We start from the raw sequence: 18,825 nt of genomic DNA on the forward strand, positions 1-18,825 counted from the left end.
CAAGGCCACAGTGCACCCCAAGGAGGAAGAACCACCTGGCCACGGGGTCAGGTACTCAGCGGGTCCCAGGGGAACTCACGGGATGTCGCACAGAAGAGCGAGTATGCGAGGGGCCGGAACAGCGGGCTGGTCACCTCGGTCAGTGCCGGAAGGATCATCGTCGCGCGCATGCCGGTGCAGACTCGCGAAGTGGTGCGGTCGGTTCCCGGCCGGGGCCGTATGTCCTGACGCGGCCGCCCCCGGCAGCGACGGCTGCCGGGGGCGGTGGGGTACGCGTCAAAAGGCGTACGGACCTGATCCGGGCGGACCGGATCAGGCGGATCAGATCAGGCCGAGCTCGCGAACCGCGTCGCGCTCCTCGATGAGCTCCTGCACCGACGCGTCGATGCGCGTACGGGAGAACTCGTTGATGTCCAGGCCCTGGACGATCTCGTACTTGCCGTCCTTCGTGGTGACCGGGAAGGACGAGATGATGCCCTCGGGCACGCCGTAGGAGCCGTCCGACGGGATACCCATGGAGGTCCAGTCGCCGGCGGCGGTGCCGTTGACCCAGGTGTGGACGTGGTCGATGGCGGCGTTGGCGGCGGAGGCGGCCGAGGACGCGCCACGGGCCTCGATGATCGCGGCGCCGCGCTTGGCGACGGTCGGGATGAAGGTGTCGGCCAGCCACGCCTCGTCGCTGACGAGCTCGGCGGCGTTCTTGCCGACGACCTCCGCGTGGAAGATGTCCGGGTACTGGGTCGCCGAGTGGTTGCCCCAGATCGTCAGCTTCTTGATGTCGGAGACGGCGGCACCGGTCTTGGCGGCCAGCTGCGAGATCGCGCGGTTGTGGTCGAGGCGGGTCATCGCGGTGAAGCGCTCGGCCGGTACGTCGGGGGCGGCGGCCTGCGCGATGAGCGCGTTGGTGTTGGCCGGGTTGCCGACGACGAGGACCTTGATGTCGTCCGCGGCGTTGTCGTTGATGGCCTTGCCCTGCGGCTTGAAGATGCCGCCGTTGGCGGAGAGCAGGTCGCCGCGCTCCATGCCCTTCGTACGCGGGCGGGCGCCGACCAGCAGGGCGACGTTGGCACCGGCGAAACCGACGTTGGCGTCGTCGGTGATCTCGATGTTGCGCAGCAGCGGGAAGGCGCAGTCGTCGAGCTCCATCGCGGTGCCCTCGGCGGCCTTCAGGCCCTGAGGGATTTCCAGGAGACGCAGGTTGACCGGCACGTCCGGGCCGAGCAGGTGGCCGGAGGCGATGCGGAAGAGCAGCGCGTAGCCGATCTGGCCGGCTGCGCCGGTCACGGTGACATTCACGGGAGTGCGGGTCATGGCGATCTCCGTTAGACAGCTGGCGGTGGGGGTCCCTGCCCCTGGTGCTGGACATCCCTGAATCTTGATGTGAAGAGATATCCAGCGTTCAGGCTATCCGACCGGGAACCTCCCTACCGCCCGGACCCCTGTGGCACCGCACACAACCCGTCACACAGCGCTCACCCGGCCCTGTCCACTCACCCGGGAGGCGGTCGCCCGATGGCGGGCCGAGCACACCGACGCATGCCGGACACACCGTTGCAGGACGATCACACCGTGGCGGAATGGTCACTTCCGTGCCACAGGCCACAGGGTTCCCTTGAACCGGTCTTCGCCGTCGACGAGGCTGAAGCCAGGACGGGGGCAAGGCCGCTCAAGTCACCACATTCCGGAGCCACTTCGCTCCGGTGGCCCCCCGCCCTCGGGTGTCCGTCCCTTCTCGGGGGAGGGGACGGACACCGTCCGCGAACGGCGCGGCCGTACGGACGAGCGGATGGACGGGCGGGCGGACTCAGCGGATCGTGAAGTGGACCGCGTCCTCCAGGAACGGCATGTCCAGCCACGGCTTGGGCTGCGCCACCAGCGCGAGCATCACGATGAGGAAGCCGAGCACCCCGTACGTCACCAGGTCGGTGAAGCGGGAACGGACCGCCAGCATGCCCACCGACGGGACCACGAGCCGCAGCACGGCGCCCCCGATGAGGGCCGCCCCGATCAGAATCGTGCCGATCCTGAAGGCCTCGGCGAAGGGGTTGACGGCCACGATCAGCAACCCGATCCCGGCCGTGCAGAGCACGGCGAGCAGCGGCCACTGCCGAGCCGGTGCGGGGGCGTCCCCGGACGCGGCACGGCCACCGCCCTCGGGGCGCGCGGTGTCCCGGGTGAACGAGGGGAACCTCCGCGACGGACGTGCCCCCTCGCGCGGGGCGGTCTGCGGGCGAGCACCCTCACCCCGGTCCGAGCCGGTGCCGCAGCGGGAGCCGGTGCCGGAGCCCTGCTTCGTGCCGGAGGCGGAGCCCGTGCGGGAGTCCGAGTCCGACTCCGGTTCCGAGCCCGTGCTGGAGTCCGAGCCCGAGTCCGACTCCGGTTCCGAGCCCGTGCTGGAGTCCGAGCCCGAGCCCGACTCCGGTTCCGAGCCCGAGCCTGAGCCCGGGTCCGCACCAACCGCCGCGCCGGCGGTCGCGTTCACGTCAGTGTCCGCGTGCGCATCCACGTCAGCGCCGGCATCCACGTCAGCGCCGGAGTCCGCGTCCACGTCCGCGGGGCCCCGAGCGGCTGCCCCTTCAGCTGACTCCTCAGGGGCGGCGCCCTCCGAAGCAGTGCCCTCACGGGTCACAGCCCGATCCGGCACGGCCGCATCCGCCGCACCGGCGGGGGGCATCTCCGCGTCCGACGGCACCGGAGACGTCCGGTCCGCCTCGGCGGCCGGGTCGGCCGGACTCGTACCAGCACCCATGGGGTTCCTTCCGGATCGGGTCGGTCGGCTCAGACCGCGGCGGCCGCGTCGCGCTCGGCCGCCTCGACCACGTTGACGAGCAGCTGGGCGCGGGTCATCGGGCCGACGCCGCCCGGGTTCGGGGAGATCCAGGCGGCGACCTCGGCCACGCCCGGGTGGACGTCCCCGACGATCTTGCCGTTCTCGTCCCGGCTGACGCCGACGTCGAGCACGGCCGCGCCCGGCTTCACGTCCTCGGGCTTGATGATGTGCGGAACACCGGCGGCGGCGACGATGATGTCGGCCTGCCTCAGCTGGGCGGAGAGGTCACGCGTACCGGTGTGGCACTGGGTGACGGTGGCGTTCTCGGACTTGCGGGTCAGCAGCAGCGGGATCGAGCGGCCGATGGTCACACCGCGGCCGACGACCACGACGTGCGCCCCGTTGATCTCCACGTCGTGGTGGCGGAGCAGCTGGACGACACCCTGCGGAGTACAGGGCAGCGGACCCGCCTCGTTCAGCACGAGACGGCCGAGGTTCATCGGGTGGAGGCCGTCGGCGTCCTTGGCCGGATCCATCAGCTCCAGGACGCGGTTGGTGTCGATCCCCTTGGGGAGGGGAAGCTGCACGATGTAGCCCGTGCACTCAGGGTTGGCGTTGAGCTCCCGTACGACGTCCTCGATCTCCTCCTGGGTGGCGGTGTCGGGGAGTTCGCGCTGGATCGAGCCGATGCCGACCTGGGCGCAGTCGCGGTGCTTGCCGTTCACGTACCACCGGCTGCCCGGGTCGTCCCCGACGAGCAGGGTTCCCAGGCCAGGGGTGATGCCCTGCGCCTTGAGGGCCGCCACGCGGACGGTGAGATCGGACTTGATCGCGGCTGCGGTGGCCTTGCCATCGAGAATCTGGGCAGTCATGTCCCCATACTCGCGGATGACCCCGCCCGCATACCAATTCCGGGCGCCGAGGATGGCCACCAGGTTGCGCTTGGACAACGCATTCGGCAATTGGCTGGACAAAAAGCCGACGTCAAGACCACGATGAGCCGCGCAGTACCGCGGACAGTGCCGGGGGGACAGACCGTACTCATTGCGCATGTTTCCTCCGCCCGGACCGCGTCGTCCCCATTTTTACAACGGAGGAATCTCGCCATGAGCTTCGGCGACCCGAACAACCCCTACAGCCAGCAGCAGGGCGGGCAGCCGGGGTCCGGCTATCCGCAGCAGTCCCCGCAGGGCGTGCCGCAGCAGGGTGGCTACCCCACGGCCCCGCCCGCGCAGGGCGGATACGGCTTCCCCGGTGCACCCACCGAGATGCCGGGCGGCGTGAAGGCGGCCCGCGTCATGCTCTACGTGATCACCGGCCTGCAGGTCATCGGCGCGATCATCTTCGCGATCGCCGCCGCGGCCGTGAACGCCGCCAAGAACGACGCGACGCTCAAGGACGACGTCCAGTTCCAGCAGCTCGCCGACTACTCCGGCAACGCCCTGTGGGGCATCGTGGCCTTCGCGGTGCTGTGGGGTGTCTTCGCCGTGTTCCTCGCCGTGAAGTTCGGCAAGGGGACCAACGGCATCCGCATCACGGCGATCGTCTTCGGTGCGATCACCGCGATTCTCGGCATCTACCCGTTCGTCATCTTCGGCCTCGTGCACACGGTTCTCGCCGTGCTGATCATCGTCTTCGTCGCGAGGGCCGATGGCAACGCCTGGTTCAACCGGCAGCAGCAGCCGCAGTACTGAGACGTTCGTCCTGCTGTTCCCCACGGGAACGAAGAAGGCCGTAAACCCGCACGCTCGCGGGTTTACGGCCTTCGGCCTTTTCCGGGCCGGATGTCAGTGGAAGAAGTGCCGCGTACCCGTGAAGTACATCGTCACGCCCGCCTTCTTCGCGGCCTCGACGACCAGCTCGTCACGGACCGAACCCCCCGGCTGGGCCACGGCCTTGATGCCGGCGGCGGTGAGGATCTCCAGCCCGTCCGGGAACGGGAAGAACGCGTCGGAGGCGGCGTACGCGCCCCTCGCCCGCTCCTCGCCCGCCCGCTCGACGGCCAGCTTCGCGGAGTCGACCCGGTTGACCTGCCCCATGCCGACGCCGACGGAGGCACCGCCCCTGGCGAGCAGGATCGCGTTGGACTTGACCGCGCGGCATGCCTTCCACGCGAAGGCGAGCTCCTTCAGCTCGTCCTCGGAGAGGGCCTCGCCGGTGGCGAGGGTCCAGTTGGCCGGGTCGTCACCGTCGGCCTGGAGGCGGTCGGTGACCTGGAGCAGCACGCCGCCGTCGATCGGCTTCACCTCGACCGGGGCGGTCGGGGCGTCGGGGCAGCGCAGCACCCGGATGTTCTTCTTCCGGGCCAGGACCTCGACCGCGCCGTCCTCGTACGCCGGGGCGACGATGACCTCGGTGAAGATCTCCGCGACCTGCTCGGCCATGGCGACGGTCACCGGACGGTTGACGGCGATGACACCACCGAAGGCCGACAGCGGGTCGCAGGCGTGTGCGTTGCGGTGCGCCTCGGCGACGTCGTCGGCGATCGCGATGCCGCACGGGTTGGCGTGCTTGATGATCGCGACGCACGGCTCGGAGTGGTCGTACGCGGCCCGGCGCGCGGCGTCGGTGTCCGTGTAGTTGTTGTACGACATCGCCTTGCCGTGCAGCTGCTCCGCCTCGGCCAGGCCGCCAGTGCCGGAGGTGTAGAGCGCGGCGGGCTGGTGCGGGTTCTCGCCGTACCGCAGGACGTTCTTGCGCTCGTACGTCGCACCGAAGAAGTCGGGGAAGCCCGAGTCGTCGGCGGCGGCGTAGCCGTCCGCGAACCAGGAGGCCACGGCCACGTCGTACGCGGCGGTGTGCTGGAACGCCTCGGCGGCCAGGCGCTTACGGGCGGTCAGGTCGAAGCCGCCCGCCCCGACGGCGGCGAGGACGTCGCCGTACCGCGCGGGGCTGGTGACGACGGCCACGGACGGGTGGTTCTTGGCGGCGGCGCGGACCATGGAGGGGCCGCCGATGTCGATCTGCTCCACGCACTCGTCGGCGGACGCGCCGGAGGCGACGGTCTCCTTGAACGGGTACAGGTTCACGACGACGAGGTCGAAGGGCTCGACACCCAGCTCGGCGAGCTGCTCGCGATGGGCGTCCAGGCGCAGGTCGGCGAGGATGCCGGCGTGGACGCGCGGGTGCAGCGTCTTGACGCGGCCGTCGAGGCACTCGGGGAAGCCGGTGAGCTCCTCGACCTTGGTGACCGGCACTCCGGCGGCGGCGATCCGCCCGGCGGTGGAGCCGGTGGAGACGAGCTCGACACCCGCCTCGTGCAGACCGCGGGCGAGGTCTTCGAGCCCCGTCTTGTCGTAGACACTGACCAGGGCGCGGCGGATGGGCTTATTCACCGACATGACCGAGATGAACCTTTCGTCCCTCAATGCGATAGCCGTCACGGGCGAGCCGCCCCACGGCCTCGACGAGCAGCTTGCGCTCGACTTCCTTGATGCGTTCATGGAGGGCTGCCTCGCCCTCCGCCGTGTCCGCTTCGGTCACCTCGACCACGCCCTGCGCGATGATCGGACCGGTGTCGACGCCGTCGTCGACGAAGTGGACGGTGCACCCGGTGACCTTCACGCCGTACGCGAGTGCGTCACGCACCCCATGGGCACCGGGAAAGCTGGGGAGCAGGGCGGGGTGGGTGTTGAGGAACCGGCCGCCGAAGCGGGCGAGGAACTCCTTGCCCACGATCTTCATGAATCCCGCGGACACCACGAGGTCCGGACGGTGCTCGGCCGTCGCGGCCGCCAGCGCCGCGTCCCACTCCTCGCGGGTGGCGTGGTCCTTGACCCTGCACACGAAGGTCGGCAGCCCGGCGCGCTCCGCCCGTTCCAGGCCGACGATGCCGGAGCGGTCCGCGCCGACCGCGACGACCTGCGCGCCGAAGCCCTCGGGATCCTCACCGATGGCGTCGAGCAGGGCTTGGAGATTCGTTCCTGAGCCGGACACCAGCACGACCAGGCGGGCCGGGGCGGCGGAGGGGGGCGGGGAGGCCACGGCTGGGCCCTTTCTCGCGTGGTGAAGCAGAGTGACGCTGATTTGTATGGTCGTACGAATGAACCGAACCCCTCGATACGGGGAACTCTACGAACGAGCCGACCGTCAGCAACGATACCGGCACCTCCGGGGCCCTCTGCGGGACGGGGGTGAGGGGCCGCGGGCCGATCATGGGCAGGCCGGGGGGAGCGGCGGAAGTGGTGGAGAAGCGCCGGAGGGCCAGGGTGACGGGGACCGGCCGCCTGGCGCAGCCGCTCCCAGCTTTCGGCCCCTACTGGCCGGGAGGTAGCGTCAGGGGACAGGGAACCGTCCGAAGGGCGGAAATGACGAGATGGGGAAGACGTTCACCATATGCCGGACCGACGCCGCCGCACCGCCTTCCGCCACCCGCTGCCCGAGCGGACCTCACTCCTGCTGCGGGAGCGCCGGTCCCCCACGGGCCCTGCCTCTTCTTCCGGTGATTCCGCCGGTTCCTCCGGCCCGTCGGGGTCCATGGGCTCCGCGGACGACAACCCGTTCGCCGCACCGCCGGAGAACCGCCCCGACCAGCCCTGGCAGCCCCGCCGGCCCGGGAACGGCAACGGGGAGGACGGGAACGGCGGCCGGGGCAACGGCGACGGGTCGCCCGAGGGCGGCTCCTCCGACGAACAGCCGGTCTGGGGCAGCCAGTGGAGCAGTCGGCAGCCCGGTCGCCAGGGCGGCGGCTTCGGCGGCCGCCCCGGAGGCCAGGGCGGGCCGAACGGTCCGGGTGGCCCCGAGGGCAAACCCGGCGGGCTGCGCTGGGATCCGAGCGACCCCGCCCAGCGCCGCGCACGCTACGCACTGCTCTGCGGCATGTGGGCCTTCTTCTTCGCGCTCTTCGACTTCCCGGAGATCGCCCTGCTGCTCGGCGCGCTCGCCCTGTACTGGTCGATCAGCTCGCTCCGGGCCAAGCCGAAGGGCGCGTCCGCACCGGGCGGCTCCACCGGAGCGGCCGGGCCGGCCGGCCCACCGGCCGCCGGTCCCCTTCAGGGCTCCGGTTCCGGTCATGTCCCGGCGCCCCCCGCGCCCGTATCCGCACCCGGCGCCCCCGCTCCGGGCTACGGCAGGCAGCAGACCACGGCTGCGGTCAGCGGCCTGGTGACGGCACTGCTCGCGCTCTCGATCGTGGCGACGACGTTCACGGTGCAGCTGGTCTATCGCGACTACTACACCTGCGTGAACGACGCCCTGACCAAGTCCGGCCAACTGGCCTGCAACGACCTGCTGCCGAAGCCGCTGGAGCCCTTCTTCGGCGTCAAGAACTGACACCCGTCGGCGTCTGCCGGCCCCGCACGACACCTCAGGGATGAACGGACGGCCCCGTGCCCCCGGGCCGGGCCGTCCGTTCGTGCCAGGGATCGCTCGGCAGGAAGTCGTACGGCTCGGAGTCCCCGTCCTTCGCTGCCATGGGGGATACCGCCGCGGGGGACGCCGCCGCGGGGGACATACCCCCGGAGGTGCGTACGGCTACCGGCGCCGCTCCCGGTCCGGGCAGCTTCTCGGGCGCCTCCGCAGGCTCCTGACCAGCGACCGTCCGGCCCGCCGCCGTCGCCGGCTCCGCACTCCGTCGCCACCACCCCCGGGCGCTCCCCCGCAGCCGCCAGGCCCGCAGCAGCAGTGCCCCGGGGACACCGAGCACCGCCGTCCACACCAGGGCCGCCGCACCCGTGAGCCACCACACCGGGCCGAACTCCGCCAGCGCCCCGGTGCCGAGCGGTCCCCCCGCGGCCCCGGCAAGCACCGCCGTGCCCACCCCGCATCCCAGCGCCCCCAGCCCGGCCGACAGCGCGGTCTCCCTCACACTCCACGCCTCCTCCCGTCCGGCATCGGCGGGTGCGGCCCGTCGGACCGTGAACCAGGCGACCGTCACCCCGGCCGCGACCGGCACCGCCACGGCCGCCCAGTTCAGGACCGTCGCCGGGCTCTGGTCCGGCACCGCGGCGAGCAGCGGGAAGACGGGCCGTGCCGGACGCCCCGTGAAAGCGAGCGGGGTGACCGTGGAGGCCGTACCGAGGGCGAAGCCCGGCCCGAGCCCGTAGGCGGCGCCCCAGACCGCCGCGTTCGGCACCAGGACCAGCGCGAGCAGCAGCACCGAGACCCGGCCGGCCCAGTCACCGGAGAGCTGGATGAACGACTGCTGCGCCGGCTGCGCGTGCCGGACCAGCGACACCGCGACCAGCAGCGCCCCGCCGCCGAGCAGCATCGCCACCCCGGCCGCGGCCGACCGGGCGACCGTGTCGGCGCGCTCCCTGAACCGGGTGCGCGCCAGCTCCTCGTGCACCCGCACCGGCGCCCAGGACGGCGGCGGACCGATGGGGCGCCCGGAAGCCGTCCAGACCCCGGCCGCCGCCGCGCCGGCCACCACAATGGCCGAAGGGAAGAGCAGCGACCCCGCGTGCACGGACAGCGAACCGCCCCGCGCATAGAGCGCGACAGCGGCCCCGACCAGCAGATATCCGCCGATGGTCAGGACGAACGCGCTCGCCGCCGAGGGGGCCTGACGCCCCTCGTCGACCTCCAGGGTGTCCCGGGCCGCACGGTGCACCAGCCACACCGGAATCACGGCGAGCAGCAGCGGGACAAGGCCGACCGGGGCAGGGACCCCACTGAGCGTGTCGGCTCTGATCAGCTCCGCACCATGGGCGAGCAGCCAGAGTCCCGCCGACGCGTGAAGAGCCTCGCCGGGGCCGTTGTCGGGGGCCGGGGAGCTGATCCACAGCACCGTGACGAGCACGGTGAACCCGCCCAGCCCCAGTCCGGCGGCCAGCGCTCCACGCAGGAAGGCGAAGGCCAGAACGGCGGACCTGCTCTGCTCGGCCGGCAACGAGGGGCTGCCTTCGGTCACTTGGGTCACACCGCAATGCTGCCAACGACACGCGCTTATTCCGCGTAACAGGCGAACACCCGCTGTGTCGCTCAATATGCGTTTATGTACTTTTCCACCCGGCGTAGGCCCTCGGGGGGTCATTCATGACGCAGAGCTCGACCGATGCGACCACCGCGCATCCGCTTCCCGCCCCCAAGGAGCGACGCAGGCTGCGCAAGGCGAAGGCGTTGAGTGAAGAGCAGGTCGCGACGGCGATGGGCGTCACCCGGGCCACGGTCCGGGACTGGGAAAGGGGCCGCACCGCGCCCCAGGGACGCAGGCGTGAGGCGTACGCCAGGCTGATCGGCGGGGGCCGGACAGGCTCTCAGGCGGCGCCCGCGAGTACCCGGACCAAGCCCACCGCCCCGAGCACCCGGCCGAAGGCCGCCGCCAGACGGGCGGCCCGACCGGTGACGCCGACGACGGTCGGGAGACCGTCCAAGCCGGTGACGTCCCCTCCGCCGTCCCGCCCGCAGACCCCCGTCGAAGCCACCGGGAGCACCGTCATGGCCCCGACCGAGCCCGGCACCACCCCCGATCCGCCCGGCACACCCGACGCGTCCGGCACAGCGGGCACACCCGGCGCGCCCGGCACATCCGGTGCTTCCCGCTCGTCCGGCACATCCGGTGCTCCCAGCGCTTCCCGCTCGTCCCGCTCATCCGGCGCTTCCGGCGCTTCCCGCTCATCCGGCGCTTCCGGTGCGGGCAACGCATCTGCGGTGCCGGCCGCACCTGCCGCCCAAGTCGCGCCTGAAGCACCTGGAGCCGATGAGGCGCCCGGAGCGGCTGCCGAGGCTTTCGATGCCCTCTACGCACATTGCGCCGCCGCCCTTCTGCACCAGACGTTCCTGCTGACCGGGCGCAGCGGCCTCTCCCAGGAGTCCGTCGCGCGGGCCTTCGCGCGGGCCTGGGAACGCTGGCCCGAAGTCGCGGTGGATCGCGATCCGGTCGGCTGGGTGCGGGCCGCCGCGTACGAGTACGCGACGTCGCCCTGGCACCGGCTGCGCCGCACGCACCGCCGCTTCGACCCGCCGCCCGCCGAACCCGGTGCGCGCGCGCTGCTCGACGCGCTGCTCGCCCTGCCGCCGTCGTACCGTCGGACCCTGCTGCTGTACGACGGTGTCGGCCTGGACCTGCCGGAGACCGCCGCGGAGACGGAGGCCAGCACCCCGGCGGCGGCGAGCAGGCTGATGAACGCCCGTGCCACGGTCGCCGAGCGGCTGCCCGAGCTGGCGGAGCCCTCGTCGCCCGGCGAGCAGTCGGCGCTCCTGCATGAGTGGCTCGGCGCGCTCGCCCGGACCCGGGCCCCCGGCCGGCTCCCCTCGCCGGACGTGATCCGTACGAACAGCGAGCGCAGGGCCCAGCGGTGGACCAGGGCGACCTTTTCCTTCACCGCGCTGCTCATCGGTCTGACGCTGTTCACCCTGGCGACGGCCCCGACGCGGTACGAGACCCCGGAGTCACCCGCTCAGCAGGTCGGCGGGGTGCCGCCACGCAGCGGCCCGCAGAAGCTGACGCCGCAGGACCTGCAGTTGCAGAAACAGCTGCACGGCGAACTCGTGCAGGGTCCGGGCCGGCTGGTCCCCCGGGCCGGCTGAACGCGAGAACCCGCGGGCCGCGCAAGGGGCGGCGGACAGCGGGAAACGTCGCGGGCCCGTATCCCTGTGCAGGGGTACGGGCCCGCGACGTCTGTGCGGTGACGCGATACTGCGGTGCTGCTCCGACGTGGTGGAGCGATCAGGCGCCGAGGATCTCGCGCGCCAGCTTGGCGGTCTCGGTCGGCGTCTTGCCGACCTTGACGCCGGCGGCCTCAAGGGCCTCCTTCTTCGCCTGCGCGGTGCCGGAGGAGCCGGAGACGATGGCGCCGGCGTGGCCCATGGTCTTGCCCTCGGGGGCGGTGAAGCCCGCGACGTAACCGACGACCGGCTTGGTGACGTTGGCCTTGATGAAGTCGGCCGCACGCTCCTCGGCGTCGCCGCCGATCTCACCGATCATCACGATCAGGTCGGTCTCGGGGTCGGCCTCGAACGCCGCGAGGGCGTCGATGTGCGTCGTGCCGATGACCGGGTCGCCACCGATGCCGACGGCGGAGGAGAAACCGATGTCACGGAGCTCGTACATCATCTGGTAGGTCAGCGTGCCGGACTTGGACACGAGACCGATGCGGCCGGGCTTGGTGATGTCGCCCGGGATGATGCCGGCGTTGGACTGACCGGGGGTGATCAGGCCGGGGCAGTTCGGGCCGATGATCCGGGTCTTGTTGCCCTTCGAGCCCGCGTACGCCCAGAAGGCGGCGGAGTCGTGGACGGCGATGCCCTCGGTGATCACGACGGCGAGCGGGATCTCGGCGTCGATCGCCTCGACGACGGCGGCCTTGGCGAAGGCCGGCGGCACGAAGAGAACCGACACGTTCGCGCCGGTCTTCTCCATCGCCTCGGCGACGGTCCCGAACACGGGTACCTCGTTGCCGTCGAAGTCGACGGACGTGCCGGCCTTGCGCGGGTTCACGCCGCCGACGATGTTGGTGCCGTCACCGAGCATGAGCTTGGTGTGCTTCATGCCGGTGGCACCGGTCATCCCCTGGACGATGACCTTGCTGTCCTTGGTGAGGAAGATAGCCATGGTGTTGGAGTCCCTCGTCCCTTACTTCGCAGCCGCGGCGAGCTCAGCGGCCTTGTCGGCCGCGCCGTCCATGGTGTCCACGCGCTGAACGAGCGGGTGGTTGGCGTCTGAAAGGATCTTGCGACCCAGCTCCGCGTTGTTGCCGTCGAGGCGCACGACCAGCGGCTTGGTGACCTCTTCGCCCTTGCTCTTGAGCAGCGCAAGAGCCTGGACGATGCCGTTGGCGACCTCGTCGCACGCGGTGATGCCGCCGAAGACGTTGACGAAGACGGACTTGACGTCCGGGTCGCCGAGGATGATCTCCAGGCCGTTCGCCATGACCTCGGCGGAGGCGCCGCCACCGATGTCGAGGAAGTTGGCGGGCTTCACGTTGCCGTGGTTCTCACCGGCGTACGCGACGACGTCCAGGGTCGACATGACCAGACCGGCGCCGTTGCCGATGATGCCGACCTCGCCGTCCAGCTTGACGTAGTTGAGGTTCTTGGCCTTGGCGGCAGCCTCGAGCGGGTTGGCTGCGGCCTTGTCCTCAAGAGCCTCGTGCTCGGGCTGACGGAAGTCGGCGTTCTCGTCGAGAGACACCTTGCCGTCCAGCGCGAGGATGTCACCGGAGGCGACCTTGGCCAGTGGGTTGACCTCGACGAGGAGCGCGTCCTCGGCGATGAAGGTCTCCCACAGCGTCACCAGGACCTCGGCGACCTTCTCGGCGACGTCGGCCGGGAACTTCGCCTGCGCGACGATCTCGCGGGCCTTCTCGATCGTGACTCCGGAGTTGGAGTCGACCGGGACCTTCGCGAGGGCCTCGGGGGTCTTCTCCGCGACCTCCTCGATGTCCATGCCGCCCTGCACCGAGGCCATGGCCAGGAAGGTGCGGTTGGTGCGGTCGAGGAGGTACGAGACGTAGTACTCCTCAAGAATCTCCGGCGCGGTCTCGGCGATCATCACCTTGTGGACCGTGTGGCCCTTGATGTCCATGCCGAGGATGTCGGTCGCGCGGGCGACCGCCTCGTCGGGGGTGGCGGCCAGCTTGACGCCGCCGGCCTTGCCGCGGCCTCCGACCTTCACCTGCGCCTTGACGACCGACTTGCCGCCCAGCCGCTCGGTCGCCTCGCGGGCTGCCTCAGGCGTGTCGATGACTTCACCGGCCAGCACCGGTACACCGTGCTTGGCGAAGAGGTCCCTCGCCTGGTACTCGAACAGGTCCACGCGCGTCCGTCCCTTAATCAAATGGTCTCGCGGTTCGATTTCTGCGTGGGCGTGCCGCGAGGGGCAACGTGACTGCTCTGTCACTAGGAAGGCGCACACGGTGACCCGGGGTACGCGGCATGTCCATCTCGCAGGTTATCCCCGCGCTCCGCAGGACCCTAAATCGCGGATCGCACCTGAGCGGTGATTACGGTCACAGATCCAGCCCGTGGCCGGGTCGCAGTGGACGGAACGGCGCGGATGCGGTGTCTGCGGGGAAGGCGCCGGGACCAGCCGGTCGGGTGGTCCAGGGGCAGCCGGTCCCGGCTGCCCCGGTCGAACGGGAAGGGGCCGGTGGGTCCCGTGCGCCGGACCGGCCGGCGGCGTCATGGAGCGTGCCGGTGACCGCGACCATGACCGTGTTCGTGTTCGGCACCCCCCGCCACCTCGTGCCGGACCGGCCCGGCCCGGCCGGCCGGCCGGCTCGGCGGCCGTACCTACCCCGCTTCGGTGCCGCCCCTCGTCACTGAACGATCTCCTTGTCCGGTACGGGCAGCGGCCTCTTCTCGATCGCCGCCGCCATCACCTCCGGGAAGAGATCCGGGGTGCATGCGAACGCGGGTGCGCCCAGGGCCCCGAGGGCCGCCGCGTGGTCGTGGTCGTAGGCGGGCGCCCCCTCGTCGGACAGCGCGAGCAGCGTCACGAACTGCACGCCGGAGGCCTTCATCGCGGCGACCCGCTTCAGCATCTCGTCGCGTATGCCGCCCTCGTAGAGGTCGCTGATGAGCACGACGACGGTGTCGGCGGGGCGGGTGACCTTCGACTGGCAGTAGGCGAGCGCCCGGTTGATGTCGGTCCCGCCGCCGAGCTGGGTGCCGAAGAGTACGTCGACGGGGTCGTCGAGCTGGTCGGTGAGGTCGACCACGGCCGTGTCGAAGACGACGAGCCTGGTACGCAGGGTGCGCATGGAGGCGAGCACCGCGCCGAAGACGGAGGCGTAGACGACCGAGGCCGCCATCGACCCGGACTGATCGATGCAGAGGATCACGTCCTTCTTCACGGACTGCGCGGCCCGTCCGTAGCCGATGAGCCGCTCGGGGACGACGGTGCCGTACTCGGGGAGGTAGTTCTTGAGGTTGGCCCGGATGGTGCGGTTCCAGTCGATGTCGTGGTGGCGCGGGCGGTTGATCTTGGCCGAGCGGTCCAGCGCGCCGGTGAGTGTGGCCCGGGTACGGGTGGCCAGCCGCTTCTCCAGATCGTCGACGACCTTGCGCACGACCGCTCTTGCGGTCTCCTTCGTCGTCTCGGGCATGGCCTTGTTGAGCGAGAGGAGCGTCCCGACGAGGTGGACGTCCGCCTCGACGGCCTCCAGCATCTCCGATTCGAGAAGCAGGGCGGAGAGCCCGAGCCGGTCGATCGCGTCACGCTGCATGACCTGGACCACGGAGCTGGGGAAGTACGTGCGGATGTCTCCGAGCCAACGGGCCACCGAGGGGGCGGAGGCTCCGAGCCCCGCCGAGCGGCTGTTCCCGCCCCGGCCACCGGGACTTCCCCCACCGCCGTACAGCGCGCTGAGCGCGCCGTCCATCGCGGCGTCGCGTGCGGTGAGGGTGCAGCCGGTGCTCTCGGCGCTGTCGCCGCCCAGGACCAGCCGCCACCGGCGCAGCCGTTCGTCGTCCGCCGGGCCGGACGGCGAGCCGTGGGCCGGGTGCGGTGCGGTTCCGGCCGTGTCCGTGGTCATCCTGTCGCCCCCAGTGGTTCCTTGGCGTTCTCGACTCTCTCGTGCCTCTCGTGCGGGCCGACGCCGCCCGGGTCCGGACCGATGCCGGTGTCCGGACCGGTGCCGCTCTCGATGCCGATGCCGATGCCGGTGCCGGTGTCCAGGCCGAGCATCAGGCGCAGCACCGGGACCACCGCATCGGCCCGGTCCGTGTCGAGCCCGGGGCCGAAGCCGGCTGCCGTCGTGCCGGTGCCGGTGCCGGTGGCTGTCGGCCCCCCGGTGGCCGGACCGCGCCGTACCAGCTCGCCCAGCGTGCGCCGTACGCCCGCCTCGTACGCCGAGAAGGTGCGGCGCAGCAGGGGCAGTACATCGGCGAAGGTGTCGGCGGGAACCCCGGCGAGCCAGGCGTCGACCAGGCCGAGCAGCCGCTCGTCGTGGACGAGGAGCATGCCGCCCCCGGCGGCGCCGCCGACGAACCCCTCGATCCAGGCGGCGGCCTCGGCCGGGGGTGTGCCGGGCGAGAGGGCCAAGCCCATCAGCCGGGCCGCGTCGTCCTCCGCGAGCTGTCCTACGTCGAGCAGCAGCCGGGCCGCACGGCCCCGGATGACGCCCGCGACCGTGTCCCGGGCGGCGAGCCTGTGCAGTACGGTGGTCCAGCGCGCGCGCAGCCCGGCCCCGTCGGCATCCGCCCGATCGACGCCGGTGAGCAGCCCGATCGCGGAGTGGACCCCGTCCACCCGGCGGCGCAGTTCGGCGGCACCGTCGGCATCGAGTCCGGTGCACGCGGGCGGCAGACCGACGCAGATCCGTTCGGCGAGCCCGGCCGCGACCCCGCCGAGGGCCGCTGTGTCCGTGGACCGCACATCGCCGTAGCGCAGGGTGCGGGCCAGCGCGGGAAGGGCGTCGGCGAGATGGCCGACGTCGGCGTCGAGCGCGGCACGGTCGGCGAGGATCCCCATCACCACGGGCAGTGCGTCGGACAGTTCCGCGAGGAGGCAGTGCTCGGCCAGTGCGGTGACCTCGGCGAGCGCGGTCGCCGAAGCGGCCTGGGACTCGGCCCTGGCGGTCGCGGCGGAGAGCACGGTGGTGCCCCAGGTCCCGGCCTCCGCGACACGTACGTACAGCTCGGGTTCCCAGCGCAGCCGCCAGCTCTCCCGGAACGTGCCGGTGCTCGCCCGGCCGGTGACGGGCTCGCCCCAGCCGACGGCGAGGATCCGCAGCCGGTGGAGCAGCCGGCTGCGGGCCGCGTCGGTGTCCTTGCGCAGGTCGAGCTCCAACTCCCGCTCCAACGCCTCCGGTTTGAGCCGGAGCGTGCGCTGCTGTCGGGTGAGGTCGCGTTGCAGGGGCACGGCGGGGGCGCTGTCCGGCACTTCACCGAGTGTCTCGCCGACGATCAACCGGTCCTGCACGAGCGCGAGCGGCACATCGGAGCCTTCGCACATCACGGCCCTGATCGCGTCGGTCGTCTCGCCCAGACCGGCGAGCGGGCGGCCCCGCATGGCGGCGAGGGTCTCGGCGAGCCGGACCGCCTCGATGACATGGGCGGACGAGACGAACCGGTCCTCGTCGCGAAAGAGCCCGGCGACCTTGGTCATCCACCGTTCGATCGGACGGTCGGCGGCGTCGAAGAGGTGTCCGTACCAGCCGGGTGAGTCGATGCCCGCCCCGTATCCGCTGTGCCGGGCGAGCCGACGGTGCGACCAGGGGACCCAGGTCAGCTCGGTCCTGACCTTGGGCAGCCCCTTGAGCAGGGCCCGGTCGGCGGCGAGCGTGGTCTTCGCGCCGAGCGCGGGCACGTGCCAGGCGCCGCAGACGACCGCGACGTCCTCGCCGAACTCCTTCACCGCCTTGCGCAGTTGGAGGCGCATGTACGCCTCGCGGACGGTGTCACGGGGATGACCGCCGTCTCCGTACACCTCGCGCAGGGCGGTCATCGCCTCGGCGAGCGCGGCGAACGGTGCCCGCGGATCGGTGTCCTCGCCGTCCCGGGTGCGGTGTTCGACGACGTCCTCCCACCAGCGCTCCGGATCGTCGTAACCCGCGGCCTCGGCCAGCACTCCGATGGGGTCGACCGGTGCGGGTGCGGGAGGGCCGCCCGCGCCCGCCCCCGGGTCCACGTCCGTGTCCGCCGCCCCCTTCCCGGCCCCGTTCCCGGCCTCGTCCTCGTTCCCGTCGTGGCCCGCTCGGCGCTCCTCCACCTGTGTCAGGGCCAGGGAGTTGGCGGCGGGCAGGTCGATGAAACGGACCGGCACGTCGTGCGCCAGCGCCCAGCGGATCGCGACCCACTCGGGCGAGAACGCGGCCAGCGGCCAGAACGCCGCCTGCCCGGGGTCGTCCACGGCGTGGGCGAGGAGCGCGACCGGCGGCCGCATCTGCTCGTCGGCGGCCAGCGGCAGCAGTGCGTCACCCTCCGGGGGCCCCTCGATGAGCACGGCCCCCGGGCGGGCGGCTTCCAGGGCCGCGCGGACGGCTCGGGCCGAGCCGGGCCCGTGGTGCCGCACCCCCAGCAGCAGCGGTCCGGCAGGACGCGCGGCCCGGGTCATGCGGACACCTCGCGGCAGGCGCGGTAGAAGTCCTTCCACCCGTCCCGCTCACGGACCACGGTCTCCAGGTACTCCTGCCAGACCACTCGGTCGGCCGCGGGGTCGCGGACGACCGCGCCGAGGATGCCCGCCGCCACGTCACCGGGGCGCAGCACCCCGTCGCCGAAGTGTGCGGCCAGCGCGAGACCGTTGGTGACGACGGAGATCGCCTCGGCCGTCGACAGCGTCCCCGAGGGGGATTTGAGTTTGGTACGTCCGTCGGTGGTGACGCCGTCGCGCAGTTCGCGGAAGACCGTGACGACACGCCGGATCTCGGCCATGCCGTCGGGTGCGGCCGGGAGGTCGAGCGACCGCCCGATCTGGTCGACGCGCCGGGACACGATGTCGACCTCCGCGTCGGGGGTGGCCGGCAAGGGAAGCACGACGGTGTTGAACCGGCGGCGCAACGCGCTGGACAGCTCGTTGACCCCGCGGTCGCGGTCGTTGGCGGTGGCGATGACGTTGAATCCGCGGACTGCCTGGACCTCCTGACCCAGTTCCGGGACGGGGAGGGTCTTCTCCGACAGGATCGTGATGAGCGAGTCCTGCACATCCGCGGGGATTCGGGTGAGCTCCTCGATCCGCGCGGTCATGCCACCGGACATGGCGCGCATGAGCGGGCTGGGCACCAGGGCGTCCCGGCTGGGCCCGTGCGCGAGCAGCTGCGCGTAGTTCCAGCCGTAGCGGACGGCCTCCTCCGGGGTGCCGGCCGTGCCCTGGACGAGCAGCGTCGAGTCACCGCTGACGGCGGCCGCGAGATGCTCGGACACCCAGGTCTTGGCGGTGCCCGGAACGCCGAGGAGCAGCAGGGCGCGGTCGGTGGCGAGCGTGGTCACGGCGACTTCGACGAGGCGGCGCGGACCGACGTACTTGGGTGTGATCACCGTGCCGTCGGACAGGGTGCCGCCGAGCAGGTACGTGGCGACGGCCCACGGGGACAGCTGCCAACGGGCGGGCCGCGGACGGTCGTCGGCTGCGGCAAGGGCCTTCAGCTCATGGGCGAAGGCGTCCTCGGCATGCGGTCGCAGCGCCTGCGCGGCGACGGCTGCGGTGGTTTCGGACACGGTCATGGATCCCC

The 18,825-nt window shown here is 71.7% G+C and carries 15 protein-coding genes; 3 read left to right on the plus strand and 12 right to left on the minus strand.

What is annotated here, in order from left to right:
* Nucleotides 1-321: 321 nt before the first annotated feature.
* From ACZ68L_RS22350 to ACZ68L_RS22360, 3 genes are all read right to left on the minus strand, one after another.
* Nucleotides 322-1,311 carry a malate dehydrogenase gene (locus tag ACZ68L_RS22350; protein ID WP_469579513.1) on the minus strand — a complete coding sequence of 330 codons (990 nt, stop codon included), beginning with the start codon at nt 1,309-1,311 and terminating at the stop codon, nt 322-324.
* Between the two features lie 493 nt (nt 1,312-1,804).
* Entirely contained in the window at nt 1,805-2,482 is a 678-nt protein-coding gene (locus ACZ68L_RS22355; protein ID WP_469579515.1) for a DUF3017 domain-containing protein, read from the minus strand.
* 296 nt (nt 2,483-2,778) lie between these two features.
* Nucleotides 2,779-3,642 (minus strand): bifunctional methylenetetrahydrofolate dehydrogenase/methenyltetrahydrofolate cyclohydrolase, encoded by an 864-nt coding sequence (locus ACZ68L_RS22360; protein WP_469579516.1) that lies wholly within the window; start codon nt 3,640-3,642, stop codon nt 2,779-2,781.
* A 234-nt stretch (nt 3,643-3,876) separates the two neighbouring features.
* On the opposite strand from ACZ68L_RS22360, the gene ACZ68L_RS22365 reads away from it, so the two are divergent.
* On the plus strand, nt 3,877-4,464 hold the full coding sequence (locus ACZ68L_RS22365; RefSeq protein WP_469579518.1) for a hypothetical protein: 588 nt from the start codon (nt 3,877-3,879) through the stop codon (nt 4,462-4,464).
* 93 nt (nt 4,465-4,557) lie between these two features.
* Here ACZ68L_RS22365 and purH read toward each other — a convergent pair whose 3' ends face one another.
* Nucleotides 4,558-6,111, minus strand: a complete 1,554-nt coding sequence (gene purH, locus ACZ68L_RS22370; protein WP_469579519.1) for a bifunctional phosphoribosylaminoimidazolecarboxamide formyltransferase/IMP cyclohydrolase — start codon at nt 6,109-6,111, stop codon at nt 4,558-4,560.
* Nucleotides 6,098-6,754, minus strand: a complete 657-nt coding sequence (purN, locus tag ACZ68L_RS22375) for a phosphoribosylglycinamide formyltransferase (protein WP_469579521.1) — start codon at nt 6,752-6,754, stop codon at nt 6,098-6,100. The genes purH and purN overlap by 14 nt, the downstream gene beginning before the upstream one ends.
* Nucleotides 6,755-7,105: 351 nt before the next feature.
* Here purN and ACZ68L_RS22380 point away from each other — a divergent pair, with 351 nt between their 5' ends.
* Nucleotides 7,106-8,041, plus strand: a complete 936-nt coding sequence (locus ACZ68L_RS22380; protein ID WP_469579522.1) for a hypothetical protein — start codon at nt 7,106-7,108, stop codon at nt 8,039-8,041.
* Between the two features lie 34 nt (nt 8,042-8,075).
* On the opposite strand, the gene ACZ68L_RS22385 is transcribed toward ACZ68L_RS22380, so the two are convergent.
* Both ACZ68L_RS22385 and ACZ68L_RS22390 read right to left on the minus strand, forming a co-directional pair.
* Nucleotides 8,076-9,620 (minus strand): cell division protein PerM, encoded by a 1,545-nt coding sequence (locus tag ACZ68L_RS22385; protein ID WP_469579757.1) that lies wholly within the window; start codon nt 9,618-9,620, stop codon nt 8,076-8,078.
* A gap of 346 nt (nt 9,621-9,966) precedes the next feature.
* The gene (locus ACZ68L_RS22390; protein ID WP_469579774.1) at nt 9,967-10,350 is read right to left on the minus strand and encodes a hypothetical protein; all 384 of its coding nucleotides are present in this window, start codon (nt 10,348-10,350) and stop codon (nt 9,967-9,969) included.
* A 10-nt stretch (nt 10,351-10,360) separates the two neighbouring features.
* On the opposite strand from ACZ68L_RS22390, the gene ACZ68L_RS22395 reads away from it, so the two are divergent.
* On the plus strand, nt 10,361-11,239 hold the full coding sequence (locus ACZ68L_RS22395; RefSeq protein WP_469579759.1) for a sigma factor-like helix-turn-helix DNA-binding protein: 879 nt from the start codon (nt 10,361-10,363) through the stop codon (nt 11,237-11,239).
* A gap of 139 nt (nt 11,240-11,378) precedes the next feature.
* Here ACZ68L_RS22395 and sucD read toward each other — a convergent pair whose 3' ends face one another.
* The 5 genes from sucD to ACZ68L_RS22420 all read right to left on the minus strand — a co-directional run bounded on the left by sucD (nt 11,379) and on the right by ACZ68L_RS22420 (nt 18,817).
* Entirely contained in the window at nt 11,379-12,263 is an 885-nt protein-coding gene (gene sucD, locus ACZ68L_RS22400) for a succinate--CoA ligase subunit alpha (RefSeq protein WP_469579523.1), read from the minus strand.
* A 21-nt stretch (nt 12,264-12,284) separates the two neighbouring features.
* Entirely contained in the window at nt 12,285-13,466 is a 1,182-nt protein-coding gene (gene sucC, locus ACZ68L_RS22405; RefSeq protein WP_469579525.1) for an ADP-forming succinate--CoA ligase subunit beta, read from the minus strand.
* A gap of 502 nt (nt 13,467-13,968) precedes the next feature.
* Complete coding sequence (locus ACZ68L_RS22410; RefSeq protein WP_469579526.1) at nt 13,969-15,186, minus strand: VWA domain-containing protein; 1,218 nt, start codon at nt 15,184-15,186, stop codon at nt 13,969-13,971.
* Entirely contained in the window at nt 15,183-17,708 is a 2,526-nt protein-coding gene (locus ACZ68L_RS22415) for a DUF5682 family protein (protein WP_469579528.1), read from the minus strand. The genes ACZ68L_RS22410 and ACZ68L_RS22415 overlap by 4 nt, the downstream gene beginning before the upstream one ends.
* Nucleotides 17,705-18,817, minus strand: coding sequence for an ATP-binding protein (locus tag ACZ68L_RS22420; RefSeq protein WP_469579530.1), 1,113 nt, complete (start codon nt 18,815-18,817; stop codon nt 17,705-17,707). The genes ACZ68L_RS22415 and ACZ68L_RS22420 overlap by 4 nt, the downstream gene beginning before the upstream one ends.
* Between the last annotated feature and the right edge of the window lie 8 nt (nt 18,818-18,825).

It is taken from the genome of Streptomyces sp. NPDC104309, assembly GCF_055584025.1.

Excerpts from the sequence above, each read along its gene's own strand:
- purH (WP_469579519.1), bottom strand. The coding sequence starts at position 6,111 with ATGTCGGTGAATAAGCCCATCCGCCGCGCCCTGGTCAGTGTCTACGAC.
- ACZ68L_RS22380 (WP_469579522.1), top strand. The coding sequence starts at position 7,106 with ATGCCGGACCGACGCCGCCGCACCGCCTTCCGCCACCCGCTGCCCGAG.
- ACZ68L_RS22365 (WP_469579518.1), top strand. The coding sequence starts at position 3,877 with ATGAGCTTCGGCGACCCGAACAACCCCTACAGCCAGCAGCAGGGCGGG.
- ACZ68L_RS22415 (WP_469579528.1), bottom strand. The coding sequence starts at position 17,708 with ATGACCCGGGCCGCGCGTCCTGCCGGACCGCTGCTGCTGGGGGTGCGG.
- ACZ68L_RS22420 (WP_469579530.1), bottom strand. The coding sequence starts at position 18,817 with ATGACCGTGTCCGAAACCACCGCAGCCGTCGCCGCGCAGGCGCTGCGA.
- ACZ68L_RS22350 (WP_469579513.1), bottom strand. The coding sequence starts at position 1,311 with ATGACCCGCACTCCCGTGAATGTCACCGTGACCGGCGCAGCCGGCCAG.
- sucD (WP_469579523.1), bottom strand. The coding sequence starts at position 12,263 with ATGGCTATCTTCCTCACCAAGGACAGCAAGGTCATCGTCCAGGGGATG.
- ACZ68L_RS22410 (WP_469579526.1), bottom strand. The coding sequence starts at position 15,186 with ATGACCACGGACACGGCCGGAACCGCACCGCACCCGGCCCACGGCTCG.
- ACZ68L_RS22360 (WP_469579516.1), bottom strand. The coding sequence starts at position 3,642 with ATGACTGCCCAGATTCTCGATGGCAAGGCCACCGCAGCCGCGATCAAG.